16 protein-coding genes, 1 tRNA gene and 1 pseudogene are annotated in these 13,470 nt (G+C 61.4%); 10 read left to right on the top strand and 8 right to left on the bottom strand.

From position 1 onward, the window contains the following. Window positions 1–172: 172 nt before the first annotated feature. From FV230_RS15625 to FV230_RS15635, 3 genes are read right to left on the bottom strand one after another with little or no spacing between them, the layout of a single operon-like run. On the bottom strand, window positions 173–646 hold the full coding sequence (locus FV230_RS15625) for a hypothetical protein (RefSeq protein WP_147725071.1): 474 nt from the start codon (window positions 644–646) through the stop codon (window positions 173–175). Next, window positions 636–1,016, bottom strand: a complete 381-nt coding sequence (locus tag FV230_RS15630; protein ID WP_147725072.1) for a rod-binding protein — start codon at window positions 1,014–1,016, stop codon at window positions 636–638. Before FV230_RS15630 ends, FV230_RS15625 begins: the two co-directional genes overlap by 11 nt. 35 nt (window positions 1,017–1,051) lie before the next feature. Next, window positions 1,052–2,182 carry a flagellar basal body P-ring protein FlgI gene (locus tag FV230_RS15635; RefSeq protein WP_147725074.1) on the bottom strand — a complete coding sequence of 377 codons (1,131 nt, stop codon included), beginning with the start codon at window positions 2,180–2,182 and terminating at the stop codon, window positions 1,052–1,054. Between the two features lie 238 nt (window positions 2,183–2,420). On the opposite strand from FV230_RS15635, the gene FV230_RS15640 reads away from it, so the two are divergent. Beyond that, window positions 2,421–2,846, top strand: a complete 426-nt coding sequence (locus FV230_RS15640; RefSeq protein ID WP_147843047.1) for a flagellar assembly protein FliX — start codon at window positions 2,421–2,423, stop codon at window positions 2,844–2,846. A gap of 148 nt (window positions 2,847–2,994) precedes the next feature. Beyond that, window positions 2,995–3,071, top strand: a tRNA-Arg gene (locus tag FV230_RS15645). A 525-nt stretch (window positions 3,072–3,596) separates the two neighbouring features. Here FV230_RS15645 and FV230_RS15650 read toward each other — a convergent pair. Then, window positions 3,597–3,788: a hypothetical protein gene (locus FV230_RS15650; RefSeq protein ID WP_147843048.1), complete on the bottom strand. Its 192-nt coding sequence runs from the start codon at window positions 3,786–3,788 to the stop codon at window positions 3,597–3,599. Between the two features lie 55 nt (window positions 3,789–3,843). Here FV230_RS15650 and FV230_RS15655 point away from each other — a divergent pair, with 55 nt between their 5' ends. Further along, window positions 3,844–4,212: a hypothetical protein gene (locus FV230_RS15655; protein WP_147843049.1), complete on the top strand. Its 369-nt coding sequence runs from the start codon at window positions 3,844–3,846 to the stop codon at window positions 4,210–4,212. 259 nt (window positions 4,213–4,471) lie between these two features. On the opposite strand, the gene FV230_RS15660 is transcribed toward FV230_RS15655, so the two are convergent. The 3 genes from FV230_RS15660 to FV230_RS15670 all read right to left on the bottom strand — a co-directional run bounded on the left by FV230_RS15660 (window position 4,472) and on the right by FV230_RS15670 (window position 6,022). After that, on the bottom strand, window positions 4,472–5,068 hold the full coding sequence (locus tag FV230_RS15660; protein WP_147843050.1) for a hypothetical protein: 597 nt from the start codon (window positions 5,066–5,068) through the stop codon (window positions 4,472–4,474). A 2-nt stretch (window positions 5,069–5,070) separates the two neighbouring features. Further along, complete coding sequence (locus FV230_RS15665; protein ID WP_147843051.1) at window positions 5,071–5,691, bottom strand: hypothetical protein; 621 nt, start codon at window positions 5,689–5,691, stop codon at window positions 5,071–5,073. A gap of 76 nt (window positions 5,692–5,767) precedes the next feature. Next, window positions 5,768–6,022, bottom strand: a complete 255-nt coding sequence (locus FV230_RS15670) for a hypothetical protein (RefSeq protein WP_147843052.1) — start codon at window positions 6,020–6,022, stop codon at window positions 5,768–5,770. Between the two features lie 441 nt (window positions 6,023–6,463). Between FV230_RS15670 and FV230_RS15675 the strand changes: the two genes are divergently transcribed. The 5 genes from FV230_RS15675 (at window position 6,464) to FV230_RS15695 (ending at window position 10,483) form a co-directional block, all read left to right on the top strand. After that, entirely contained in the window at window positions 6,464–7,159 is a 696-nt protein-coding gene (locus FV230_RS15675) for a thermonuclease family protein (protein ID WP_147843053.1), read from the top strand. Window positions 7,160–7,195: 36 nt separating this feature from the next. Then, the gene (locus FV230_RS15680; protein ID WP_147843054.1) at window positions 7,196–9,397 is read left to right on the top strand and encodes an ATP-dependent RecD-like DNA helicase; all 2,202 of its coding nucleotides are present in this window, start codon (window positions 7,196–7,198) and stop codon (window positions 9,395–9,397) included. 116 nt (window positions 9,398–9,513) lie between these two features. After that, a complete protein-coding gene (locus tag FV230_RS15685) occupies window positions 9,514–9,792 on the top strand; it encodes a hypothetical protein (protein ID WP_147843055.1) in 279 nt (92 codons plus the stop codon). A gap of 98 nt (window positions 9,793–9,890) precedes the next feature. Next, window positions 9,891–10,151 (top strand): hypothetical protein, encoded by a 261-nt coding sequence (locus tag FV230_RS15690; RefSeq protein WP_147843056.1) that lies wholly within the window; start codon window positions 9,891–9,893, stop codon window positions 10,149–10,151. A 44-nt stretch (window positions 10,152–10,195) separates the two neighbouring features. After that, window positions 10,196–10,483, top strand: a complete 288-nt coding sequence (locus FV230_RS15695) for a hypothetical protein (protein WP_147843057.1) — start codon at window positions 10,196–10,198, stop codon at window positions 10,481–10,483. A gap of 292 nt (window positions 10,484–10,775) precedes the next feature. Here the strand turns inward: FV230_RS15695 and FV230_RS15700 are convergent. Next, window positions 10,776–11,422, bottom strand: a pseudogene (locus FV230_RS15700) (SOS response-associated peptidase family protein). Window positions 11,423–11,640: 218 nt separating this feature from the next. Here FV230_RS15700 and FV230_RS15705 point away from each other — a divergent pair. Then, window positions 11,641–11,850: a hypothetical protein gene (locus tag FV230_RS15705; protein ID WP_147843058.1), complete on the top strand. Its 210-nt coding sequence runs from the start codon at window positions 11,641–11,643 to the stop codon at window positions 11,848–11,850. Window positions 11,851–12,590: 740 nt separating this feature from the next. Next, window positions 12,591–13,470, top strand: an 880-nt coding sequence (locus tag FV230_RS15710) for a hypothetical protein (protein WP_210248634.1), incomplete at its 3' end; no start/stop codon positions are given.

Consider the following 13,470-nt stretch of genomic DNA (forward strand, 5'->3'; position numbering starts at 1 on the left):
CCAACACCCCGAGCGTCTACGGCCAGCCGTCGCGGGCGCCCTCCCCCTACGGCCGCGAGGTCGCCGTCGCCCCGATGGCGGCGGGGCGCTTCGCGATCGACACCCGCACCGAATCCGATCTCGGGCCGGTCCGCACCTTCGTCCGGATCGGCAACGGACGGCCGTGAGAGATCTACAGGGTGCGTGAGAACGAGAGCGGCCCGCTGGCGTTGCCGCGGCCGTAGGGGGAGGGCGCCCGCGACGGCTGGCCGTAGACGCTCGGGGTGTTGGCGCGGCCGAGGTCGGCGGCGAGCGACTTGATCAGCCCCTCGGAGACCGTCCGCGCCGTGCCGAGCACCGCCTGGTTGGCCTCGACGGCCTGCGCGAAGCGACGATGGGCGCCCTTCAGCAATTCGACGCCCGCCGGCGCGAAGCGCGCCAGCGCGACCGCGTTGGCCTTGGCCACCTCGAGCCCCTGAAGGTAGGCGCCGGCCAGGGCCGCCTTGGCCTCCGCCTCGGCCAGACCCTCGCGCAGGCGGCCGACGCGGACATGGCCGGTCTCGGCGGCGAGCACGGATTCCAGCGCCTGCATGGTGGACATCACCTCGGCGACGAGGGCGTCGGCGCCGGCACGGTCGGAGACGCGGAAGGCGGGATTAAGCGGCATGGGCCGCCCCCGCGCCGGCACCGGCGCCGCCCTGCATCTTCATCATCTCGGAAAACACCTGGTTGGCGATGCCGACGCCGCCGCTCTTCATGATCTGGCCGGCATATTCCTTGGTCAGCATCGAGCGGTAGACGCCGCCGCCGGTGCCGTTCTCGCCGAGGGGCCCGTCGGTCCCCTCCGACTGGGTCAGCCGGTCGAGGGACGATTCCAAGAACATCGACTCGAAGTCGTTCGCGGTCTTGCGCGCCTTCTTCGTGGCGGCCTCCGTCGAGGCCTGGGCGGTCTTCGAGGTCGTGTCGGCCACGGCGCCGGTGATGGCCTTGCCGACGCCGATGGCGGCGGAGACCGCGAAGGTTGCGAGCGGTAGCATCGTCTAGTGTCTCCGGAGCTTGGGGGAGGGGGGCATCACATCAGCTCGATGTCGGCCTGCAGCGCGCCCGCGGCCTTGATCGCCTGCAGGATCGAGATCAGGTCGCGCGGGCCGACGCCGAGGGCGTTGAGGCCGTCGACGAGGTCGCGCAGGGTCACGCCCTCCTTGACCAGGGCGAGCTTGTTGCCGTCGCCGGTGTCGACCTTCACGCCGGTGCGCGGCACCACCGTGGTGCGCCCGTTCGAGAGCGGGGCCGGCTGGCTGACCTGCGGCTGCTCGGTGATCGTGACGGTGAGGTTGCCCTGGGCGATCGCCACCGTGGAGACGCGCACGTCGCGGCCCATCACGATGATCCCCGAGCGCTCGTCGACCACCACCCGGGCGGTCTGGTCCGGCTCGACCTTGAGCTGCTCGATCTCGGTGATCAGGCGGATCATGTTGCCGTTGTACTTGGCCGGGATCTGGATCGTAACCGTGGCCGGGTCGGTCGGCTCGGCGGTGTCGGAGCCCATGAAGTCGTTGATCGCGGCGGCGATCCGCTTCGAGGTGGTGAAGTCGGGGTTGCGCAGCGACAGCCGCAGCGAGCGGGCGTCGGTGAGCTTGAACGCGATCTCGCGCTCGATGTTGGCGCCGTTGGCGATGCGCCCGTTGGTGGGCACGCCGCGGGTGATCTTGGCGGCATCGCCCTCCGCCGAGAAGCCGGCGATGGCGACGGAGCCCTGCGCCAGCGCGTAGACCTCGCCGTCGGCGCCGAGCAGCGGCGTCACCAGCAGGGTGCCGCCCTGGAGCGACTTCGCGTCGCCGAGCGACGAGACGGTGACGTCGATGCGGGTGCCCTGCGCCGCGAAGGGCGGCAGGCTCGCCGTCACCATCACCGCGGCGAGGTTCTGCGTGCGCATCGTCGCGCCGCGGGTGTTGACGCCGAGGCGCTCCAGCATCGCCTGCAGCGACTGCTTGGTGAAGGGGATGTTGTTCAGGGTGTCGCCGGTGCCGTTGAGGCCGACGACGATGCCGTAGCCGACGAGCTGGTTGGCTCGGACCCCCTCGATCTGCGCGAGGTCCTTCACCCGCGACAGCGCCATCGCCGCCGTGCCGCCGAGCACGAGCAGGGCGGCCGCCAGGACGAGGCGCAGGAGATCGCGGATCTGGGCGTGGCGCTGGGGCATGCCGGGCTTTTCGGGGTTGCGGACCCGCACTCTCCTGCCAGCCCCGTGCCAGGCGGCCGAAAAGCGCAACCCGCTGAAAACGCTGGCCTCTCTTCGGACGCGGCGCCTTCGGGACCGATCGTGATGCGCGCGTTCCCTGCCGACCCGGCAGCTTCTGCCGGGGCTTTTACCGCTCGTTAACCGTGTCGAACCGACACTCGGCACGGGCCCCTCCGGCCCGTCGGGAGCGATCGAAGCGATGCGTGTCGAGAATCGTCCGGGACCTCTCGGGACGACCTCCGTCGGAGGCACGCGCAGGGCCGAGTCCGGCCCGAGCTTCCAGGTCGGCTCCGGGCCGGGTGCCCAGCGCACCGCCGGCACGGGCGTGACGACCACGCTCGCCGGCCTCGATGCGATGCTGATGCTGCAGGGCGAGCCGGACACCCCGCACGAGCGCCGCCGCCGTTCGGCGCGGCGCGGTCACGACCTGCTCGACGGCCTCGACCGGCTGAAGGCCTCCCTCCTGTCCGGCCGCGTCGCCACCCACGAGCTGCTGGTCATCGCCGGGCGCCTCTCCGAGCGCGCCGAGACCTGCGGCGATCCCCGCCTCGACGGCCTGATCGCCGACATCGAGCTGCGCGCCGCCGTCGAGCTGGCCAAAGTCGAAGCCGCGCGCGGCGTCTGACGCAAACCATCGGGGCTCGCGTCGAGCGCAAGACGCGACCCGACCGCGGCGCAGCACGGCGCGTTCGCTCCGGCGCGACCTGAGAACCCGTGACACCCAGGGTTGACCGCAGGATGGACCCATGGCTCATACCGTCGTCGGCACCCCTGACTCCGTAGCTCAGCTGGATAGAGCAGCCGCCTTCTAAGCGGCAGGTCGTTGGTTCGAGCCCAACCGGGGTCGCCACTAATTAGCCAGCCTGGTCAATGACTTGGGTGGCTTTTTCATGCCCGTCGATCGCCGATCTGTGTTGCAACGGCCTGCGACACGAACCTAACGTTTACAACGGTTTACGGCGAGGCGTAGGCTGGTCCGTGCAACACGGATGGAACACGGATTCAGCATCTCGATCCTCACTCCAAGGGAGGTTGCAGCTCGCTGGAAAATGCTCAGCCAACCTCGTCCGCAAGATGATGGACAACGGCGAGCTACCGGCGTTCCGAGCCGGTGGTAAGCTGCTTAAAATCCATCTGTGCGACCTAGAGGCCTACGAGAAGATTCAGAGCACCGGCGAGGTGCGTTGATCCCCTCAAGGCGATACTAGGGCGCCAAGGGTTCTCGTGGTCGTGCTCAAGGCCGCCATGGATCAGGATAGGCCGCGGACACACGGCGATCGCCGAAGCTAAATTGCCAGATGATTGAGGCGCGCCGTGGAGAGCGTGCGTTGTCGACGGTGCTGGATTGCCAACGGTGGGCGCAGCGCATCGGCGGTCATATGATCAACCTCTTGCGCGTCTCGGCAATCTCACCCTGGTAATGCTCGGCATTCGGTTCGGCAGCTATCTCGATCGAGACGCTATCAGCGCGAACGACGATGCGCACGACAACCAAGCCTGCAGCCTGAGCACCACGGATCGCGCGTGTGATGTCGGCTTGGGTGATGGCGGCGGCGCGACGGGGCATAAACTGAACCCTGCTGTACGAGGGTTTTGCTACAGAGGCAGACTCGGAAGACAGGATGGATCACGAGGCCCGTCTCAACAGCCTGATCAAGCGGGTAGCAGATGCGCCGGCTCCGTCCCGCGAGCTCTTCGCTGAGGTGTGGTTCGCCACCACCGGCAAGCAGCATCCCGACATCAAAGGCCGGTTCGCCGTCCTGATGGACGCCAAGGCCTGGACCGAAGCAGCGCTTCTCACCATGGCATGCGCTCTACCGGACTGGCGCGTCGTGACAGAGGCCAGCCGTGGAGCTAGTGAGGCGCGGATGCTGCCGCTCGATCACGTGGGCGGCGTGCCAGAGCGATCCGGCGATACCGTGCGCCATCCTGGAGGGACCGCGTTGGCGATCATTCAGGCGCTGCTGGTCGCGAAGGCTGACGGCCGATGATGCCGCCACCTCAGCTTCGCGGATATGATGGGCCTCGTGCACCTGCTAGCCGGTGAGACCCAGATCCGTGACGGTCGCGCGACCATTGTTCCCGTCGGGAACATTGGTCTTGCGGTCCCCGCCAGGAGTCTGAACTTCGCCCCTCTCCTGCGCGGCGTCGTACTCGTCGGCGGGGTGGCGCTACACTTAAACTTGCAAAAATTCATATGACTCCAGCGCTAAGAGCGTAAGATCAGAATTTTTTGGAGAATCTTATCTATTACTCTGCCGCATCGGGTCCCGGATTACTCCAATTGATGCCGTAGTTCGGACGATGCATTCGATCCGTAAGATAAAATAGTCCGAGCAGGGAATTTGCTATGATGTTACCAGATACGAAAGTATAAATAATCCAAAACACACTAAAAATGTACGACTTATACGATTGAAAATTGATCAATAGATATTTGTCGACCACAATGTACATCGATCCGATGAAGGCTAAAGCTAAAGCAGCAAATGCCAAATATCCAAAGAGGAAGGATAAGAATCGGCGGCGTGATAACTCTTCAACATGCATTTCAGCCGCACGACGATGTCTGAGCCGAACCGGGCCAGCCATAGGTTCATCCATCTCAGGACGTCCGAACGTCGCCACCGCAGCCAAAGCAGCGATGTAAAATCCTGCTAGCGTTCCCAAAAATCCTGTCGACTTGCCCAAAATATCGAATTTATCAATGGCATCATTTCTGAAACCTTCGATAAATAACGGCCAGCAGAAACATGCGCACAAAATTAATGACACAAAAATGTCAAATTTCCACTTGCCATCATGTTTGATGGCTAAATATCTTAGTGGAACGAATATCCTCCACATACCTAATTTTCCATTATTTTACACATTTTCGATACGAGTTCCGCACTTACCTCCATTGAGACATCTGCCAGGGGCGCATCAAGATCGATCTCTGCTGTCCTCACGAAAAGCGCTGCGCCGGCGTCTTGTCGTGCTGTCTCGACTTTTGCTGTTAAGGGTCGACGTACATTTTCTTCTTTCCAGCGGAGCCGCATAGTTTCGTAACCGTTATTCCTGGCCCAGGCTTTCACGCGCTCCACAAAAGTCAGTGCCTCACCGTCTGGCAGTGCCTTCGAAACCGAAAAACTTAGATCGCGTCGGATCGCCTTGACGAATCCACCCTCGTCAAAATCCATCTCGCTCTTCATATAATCGATCAGTTCGACATGAAGAAGGCGCCCTGCTTCAAGCGACTCGCGCAACTGTGACGCGGCGTGGCCGTGAAGTTCCACCATGGGCCGGGTCTTAATCTCACGCTTGCCCTCGCGCTCGAAGTGCGCCCCCATCTCGTCGCAGATCGTGCGAAATTGAGCCCTTAGAAATCCTTGGAGGAATGATCTGCCGAAGCCGGACACGTCCTCATAAAGCATCCGGTAAAGATGCCCTTTAGGCTCGGTCGGATCCAGGCAGATGACCGCATGCACACACAAGCTGCCGGCTTCGCCCTCTCTGCGCTCTGCTACCCTTACTTCGCCAGTATCGAAATCGGTGAATCCAGGATCAGCTTTTTCTTTTATCTCCTAAATTAAAAAGCATTGCTACAGCTTGCTTTCCCGATGGCAAGCTAACCATCTTCAGTCGAGACAATCTGATTATGCGCTTTTCGTTGTCGAGGACTTGAAAACACTCATTGTCACTCACCATTTTTTCTAATGGCTTGATCAAGCTTTCCAATGGAATCGGTGGCGCATCTGACGGATGAGGTGACATCGAAAGATCGAAAAATAGAATGTGGCGGCGATTGCTTTGCAACATGACCCATACCAAGAGCTCGGTGCGTCATGCTGCGTTTTTAAACATCTGCGCACAAGGTAGGGTCTGTAAGATCTCAACAGGTTGAGGTTGCGTAGAATCGGCCGCAATGGCTCTTCCTGGCTCCTAAGGTTGCGGCGGGTGATCGCTGACGCTGCCCAGCAACGGAAGCAGATCGTCGCTCGTTGAGCTCAGCCCCGCAGCCGTCGCCCCCAGCGATTGTGCCAGGCAGCGGCCCCTGGGCCCCAGCAATTCGACCGGCGGGCCGCGTCTCCATCTTGTCGAGGATCACGTCGAGGGAACCGTCTTCTCGCCGCGGCGCCTGTGCCGCGACCGGCTCGCCGTTGTTGATGACGTTGACGATAGGATGTGCAGCGTTGGCGTTCGCAGGTGTCCGAGTGGACGCCACTCGACAGGTCGCTGGCAACGCGTAGGGTCATTCGCATGCGTCACGCCCTGCTCGCCGCCATTGTCATGTTGCAGGGTGGGGGCGCATTCGCTGCTGAACCGATCTTCGGGCGCGCCAGCGTCACCGATGGCGATACTGTGGTGATCCACGGCACCCGCATCCGCCTCTTTGGCATCGACGCGCCGGAGAGCGCCCAGGTGTGTGAGGACGCCTTTGGCAAGGAGTATCGCTGCGGCCAGGTCGCGGCTCTCGCGCTGTCCGATCGGATCGGCGAGGCGCCGATCTCATGTGAGCCTCGAGACACCGATCGCTACGGTCGCACTGTTGCCATCTGCAGGAAGGGCCCTGAGGACGTGAACGCCTGGATGGTGGCGCAGGGCCATGCCATCGCATTCCGGCGCTACTCGAGCGAGTATGTGGGACAGGAAGCGCAAGCACGTGCGGCCAAGCGCGGAATCTGGGCTGGCACGTTCGAAGACCCGGCGGGCTGGCGCCGGACACGTCGAGGTGGAGCAGCGGCGCGAGCGGCCGATGAGCCGACGCCGGCCGGATCGAACGCTTCGATGACCTGCACGATCAAAGGCAACATCTCGGCCAAGGGGGATCGGATCTACCACCTGCCGGGTACGAGCGCTTACACGCGCACCGTGATCGACGAGCAAGCCAGCGAGCGCATGTTCTGCTCCGAGGACGAGGCGAAAGCAGCCGGGTGGCGGGCACCGCGCGGATGAGATGGATCCAGAGGAGGCCGCGTTCAGACGCCAACCATGAACCAGAGTCCGACGCCCACCCAATTTGATCGGGGTGCGCCCATCGAGACGCTCGCCGGCACGATCGAGCGCGTCACCTTCCACAACGCCGAGACCGGCTTCTGCGTGCTCAAGGTCCAGGCGCGGGGCAAGCGCGACCTTGTGCCGGTGATCGGACATGCGCCTGCCATTGCCGCCGGTGAATGGATCACCGCGACCGGGATCTGGTTCACCGATCGGCAGCACGGGCTCCAGTTCAAAGCCGACACGCTCAAGGCCACGCCACCGACCGGGGTGGAGGGCATCGAGCGCTACCTCGCGTCTGGCTACATGCGCGGCATCGGACCGGCCATGGCCAAGCGCATCGTGGCGCTGTTCGGAGAAGCCACCTTCGAGGTCATCGAAGCCGATCCCGAGCGCCTGAAGGAGGTCTCCGGTATCGGCCTGACGCGGGCGGCTCGCATCGTCTCAGGCTGGGCCGAGCAGAAGGCCGTGCGGGAGATCATGATCTTCCTGCACGCGCACGGCGTCGGCACTGCGCGCGCGGTGCGGATCTTCAAGACCTATGGCTACGAGTCGATCGCCGTGATGAGCGAGGATCCCTACCGCCTCGCGCGCGACATCCGCGGTATCGGCTTCCGGACGGCGGACGCGATCGCAGTGCGTCTCGGGCTGACCAAGGAGGCGCCGCAGCGGCTGCGGGCCGGCGTGTCGTTCGCTTTGCAGACGGCCATGGACGAGGGGCATTGTGGCTTGCCAATCGAACGGCTGATCGTGCTTGCCCAGAAGCTCCTCGAGGTCGACGTCGTCCTCGTCCGCACCGCCGTCGCCAACGAGCTTGCGCGTGGCGAGGAGGTCATAGCCGACACAGTCGACAATGAGCCCTGCATCTTCTTGAAAGGCCTACATGCCGCTGAACGAGCGATCGCCGAGCGGCTCGTCACCCGGGCTCGCGGCTCACTTACATGGCCCAACATCGACCTCGACAAGGCTCGCCCCCGGGTCGAGGCGAAGACGGGCAAGATACTGTCACCTTCTCAAGGAGAGGCCATCCGCTTGATGCTGACCTCGAAGCTCTGCGTCATCACCGGCGGGCCTGGTGTCGGCAAGACCAGCACGCTCGACTCGCTCCTGCGCATCCTCACGGCCAAGGGCGTGAAGGTGCTGCTCGCCGCACCCACAGGGCGTGCCGCCAAGCGGATGACCGAGCAGACCCGGCTTGAGGCCAAGACCATTCACCGGCTGCTGGAGATCGATCCGAAGCGGGGCGGCTTCTCGCGCAACGAGGAGAACCCGCTGGACTGCGACCTGCTCGTGCTCGACGAGTGCTCGATGATCGACGTGCCGCTGATGAACGCCCTCCTGAAGGCCGTACCGGAGCGTGCAGGGCTTCTCCTTGTTGGCGACGTCGATCAGCTCCCCTCGGTCGGCCCAGGCCAGGTGCTGGCCGACGTCATCGCGTCTGACCGCGTGCTGGTGGCGCGACTGACTGAAGTGTTCCGCCAGGCAGCCGAGAGCCGGATCATCGTCAACGCGCACCGCATCAACCAGGGCCAGATGCCGGAGCGGCCACAGCCGAGCGAGAAGGCCGACTTCTACCTGATCGAGATCGACGATCCTGACGTCGGCGTCGGCAAGCTGATCGAGGTCGTGACCAAGCGCATCCCGCGCTCGTTCGGTCTCGATCCGATCCGGGACGTGCAGGTCCTGACGCCGATGCTGCGTGGCTCGCTCGGCTCGCGCAATCTGAACCACGAGCTGCAGCGCGTGCTCAATCCGAACCCGGCCCAGCAGATCGAGCGCTTCGGCTGGCGTTTCGCTCCCGGCGACCGGGTGATGGAGACCCAGAACGACTACGACCGCGACGTCTTCAACGGCGATCTCGGCATGGTGGCGCGCATTGACGAGGAGGAAGGCTCCGTCGTCGTGACCTTCGACGGACGCGAGGTCGTCTACCCCTACGGCGAGCTCGACACGCTGGTGCCGGCCTTCGCTACGACGATCCACAAGAGCCAGGGCTCGGAGTATCCCGCCGTGGTGATCCCGATCGTGACACAGCACTTCAACATGCTGGCGAGGAACCTGCTCTACACTGGCGTCACTCGCGGCAAGCAACTCGTCGTGCTGATCGGCCAGCGCAAGGCGATCGGCATGGCGGTTCGCGGCGGAAGCGCGAAACGACGCTGGACGAAGCTGCGCGAATGGCTGACGCAACGCTGAGTGTCTTTGACAGCCACAAATTGGATCAGCGTTCGCTGGCACAGACAAGCTGCCACACTCTGTCCCAAGCGGTCGCACATGCCTGTGCTTATCTTTAGGCGAAAGGCGGGATCGAGATGAGCACGAGGGAACAAGCCAACGCTGGGGTCGTCGTGCCCTTTCCTGCCCGGATCTCTGCTGCGGTTGCCGATGCGGACATCGCATCAATCATCGCTGTGTTGCAGGATCAGCTCGTCCTCGCGCGCGAAGGCAAGCTGCGATCGGTCGCCGTCGTGTCGGTGTCTGCAGATGCCGAGGCAATTGGTACGCAGTGGTCATGCGAGGGGTCCGACATCACCGGACTGATCGGCAAATTGACGGTGCTTACGCACGATCTGATGGCGGCGAGGAGGTAACTGTCCGACGAGGCGGCATGCCCTGCGAAGTTGGCTAAATGGACAGAGCTACCTGCAATACCGTGTCCCCCGAATGGCGTGAGCAGATGGAGTGACCGATGACCGACATTCATGAAAAGGATATCGAAGACTCCCCGCTTGGTGGCAGTGTCACTCGTGACGGGATCACGGTGCAGGTTCATATCTATCGGTTCGCCGACACGGCGGACGAATGGACCCTGGAGGTCGTTGATGATGAGGGCGGGCACACGGCTTGGAATGGCACCTTCGCGACCGATGAGGATGCCTTCGAAGCTTTCGAGCACGCGGTAGCCGAGGACGGAATTCGCTCGTTCGTTGAGCAGCCGGTGCAACACTGACCGAGCACCGGAAAATGAAGGGCGATCTGAAATGAGGATGCACGATGTCTGAGCAGGTCGAGAAGCTCGGGATCCTTGTCGGCCTGTTCGAGCTCGCGATCGGCCGGCTCTTCGAAACTGTGCCGGCTGGTGACGAGGCCAAGCGCCTGTTCGTTGACGATGTCCGGCAGCTCCTGGACGCCACCAACGAGATACAACCGCATTCCCCTGCTGCGCAGACCTACGAGTCTCTCCTGCGGCGCCTCGGAGCCACAAGCCCTGAAGACGCGTCGAGTCTCGGTGTTGCACCGACACCGGAGCATGGACTGCCGGTCAGCGGACCGGGCGTGTAGGGCAGCCAGCATAGCTGTGGCATTACCCAAGAAACCTTGAACGCGAAGTGCCTACTCCAACCTGAAGGAACACGACCTGTCCGAACATCAGAGTAAAGAGTGGAAGCAAGCGGAAGCGGCTTTCGCCAAGCGGCAGAGCACGCCCATCGCCATGCCGACTGATGAGCCACCGGCAAACGAGGCCGAGACCAACTTGGCTCGGCAGAGGGCTGCACGCTTAGCGAGAGATGCCAAGCATCTGAAGGCTAATGGCCGTCGGAAATAAGCGAGACGCCGGACGCAGACTATGTCTTTAAGCTCCGTCCCGCTTGGCGCCACGCGCTACGACCGTGAGAGCGCCATCGCGCAAGGGTCGTTGCAGTTTGGCGGCTTCCGGCCATTCCGCTGACAACCACGTTCGTATTCTTCGGCAGTGGTGAGGATCGCCGGCATTGCCTTCGGATGGATCTCGCCGACCTCGGCATTCGGCTCCGTGGTCAAAAAGGCATACAGGTCGTCCACGGTTTCGCCGTCCTTGACCTTGCGAACGGATTTCCACCCATCGAGCAGGATGCCAGCGAAACACGCCAGTGGGCGGTCTTCCCCGAGCGCAAACCAGATATCGCCGCCGGCCTTCGCGTTGAACTCGCTGAACGAGGTCAGCGGCACGAGGCAGCGATGCTGAGGCTTCAACCACCGGCGCCAGTGCGGGGACCGGGTATTGCGGACATTGGTGACGCCTGCATCGACCTTCTTGCCCTTCAGTGCGAATTCCGGCGACGGCATGCCCCAGCGCATCATCGCGAGCGTGCGTTCCCCTTCCAGCATGCGGACGACAGGTGCCATTGTGTTCGGGAAGATACCGGGCAGCGACGGTAGATTGCCGGCGGCGTCGCGCTGGACGCCGAACGCCTTTCGGATCGCATCCTGACCCTTGTTGAGACTGTAGAGGTTGCACATGCCGGCACCGTGCGACGGTCAAGGGCGCGAGGGCAAGTCCCTCCGTTCGGTCAGCTTCCCTCGTCGCCGATTGCGGCCCGACACGTCTAATCGATCAGAGCGCGCGGGCTGGCATCAAACACTGATGAGATCCGCGTCTTTATGGACTGAGCGCTTGCCGTGGATCGGCCTTATTAACCGATCACCGGCATCCTACGATCCATCGTAAGGGTTCCAGCGTGCCGAAGATCCCCATCGTCGTCGTAGCCGGATTGTGGTCCGCGATCACGGTGGCGGCGCTCGGCGTCGTCGCGATGGATCAGGCGCAATCGATGCGCAGCACCGACGCCATCATTGCCCCGGCCGCCATCGCGGCCGATCCGGCGAAAACGGCCGCGATCATCTTCACAGACGCGACCGGCGCGAGATACCGGACACGTCGGGATTGAGGATGGCCTAGCTCGGCTACTCCTCGGTCTCTTCGATCGCCGCCTCATCGTCCATCTGCGGCGTAGGTGCTGGGCTCGTCGGCGGATCGCCCTCAGGTTGCTGTGGGCCCGGTGTCGGATCACCGATCTGCGCCGGCACCTCGCCTGGCCTCGGGGTGTCAGCGTCGATCATTGTCTCGCTCCCATAATGTCGCGGGAAAGAAAAGCGGTGGCCACCGTGTGTGTTCCGTCCGGCCCGCTGCTAACACAAGCCGCTCCGACCGTGGCCGCAGCGCACTAGCCGGAGCATTGTCGGCGTGTCAGATCAGCCAATGGCCAAGCCCGATCTGAACCGTTGCGAAGTAAAGGTCGACGGCGCCCGGATCGTAGTGAGCCTCGTTGAGGCGCAGGGGACGCACGCCACATCTGAGAAGCGCCGTCCGGCTTGCCAGGGGCGCGTCGCGGTTGCGTGTTCTTACACTGCAGCCGTGAAGCGCACGCTCACGCATCGCCGGGTTCACGATGGCCGCCCGCCGATACCAAGACCCTATTGCGGCACGCCTTCTTTGCATCCGAAGGCCGTCGAGTAGCTGATCGCACCACCGATGAATGAGATCGCACAGAAGGTCAAAACCCTATAATACAGATCAAGAAATGCATCTTACCAGCTACACCTTCACCAGCGCGCTTCGGCAACTAGGGATTCCCATCAGTATGGTCGACGGAGGCGTATAGCTCGACTTTGTTTTCGTCAAGCGGCTATGACGCCCGATCCAACAACAGGAAAACTACCGGCAGGATATCCACTCATCCAAGCCCAAGTCGCCTTTCAAAGAAACCAAAACGCCCCTAGGTGTACTATGACCAATTCAACTAAGGCAAAAAAAAAGATCGAGAGATTGTTACGAATGTTGTATAAAAATATCAATATCGATGAATATATCGCTTTGAATTATGACGTATATGTGGTGGGAATGCACCCATTACATCATATTATTAAATATGCCTGGTTGGAAAATAGAAAAATATCGCCTGACACAACCATGACCGATTTTTTAGCTGCCAATCCACTGATCGCAGACCACATTAGATCAATCAATAATAATACCGATACAATTTACGTGGATGAGATTTTTGCCAACGGTAAATCCTACTGGCATGAAAATGACGTTAGATTTATTGGATACTTTGAGTCCAAGCTAGGCCTAGGTATAGCAGCTAAAAACACTATAGACTGTTATCGCACGATGTCTAAGAAATTTTCAATTTATCCATATAATAATGCCGCTTTCAATAGATTTGACTCAAAATACCTTCCTGAAAAGTACAATACACATAGTCAGCACAAGATAAATATCTTTGAACTCGGTCTAGACAATATTGAGCATGCGCTAGAAAATGTTTGCAAGACACAGCCAAAAAAAAGTTACAATATTTTGAAGTTATACTGGGAGCTTTCTGAAATACCAAAACAAAAGATTGAAGCCTTGACCAAATACGATGAGATTTGGGTGCCGTCGAAGTTTATTTATGACGCGGTTGTAAAGGCCTACAACAAAAAGGTGTTTATTATCCCGCCATTCGTTGATATAAAGCGAAAAAAATACCTCAAAAGAAAATATTTTGGAATGACTAAAGACT

The sequence above is a fragment of the Methylobacterium sp. WL6 genome, from assembly GCF_008040095.1.
GTDB lineage: Bacteria > Pseudomonadota > Alphaproteobacteria > Rhizobiales > Beijerinckiaceae > Methylobacterium.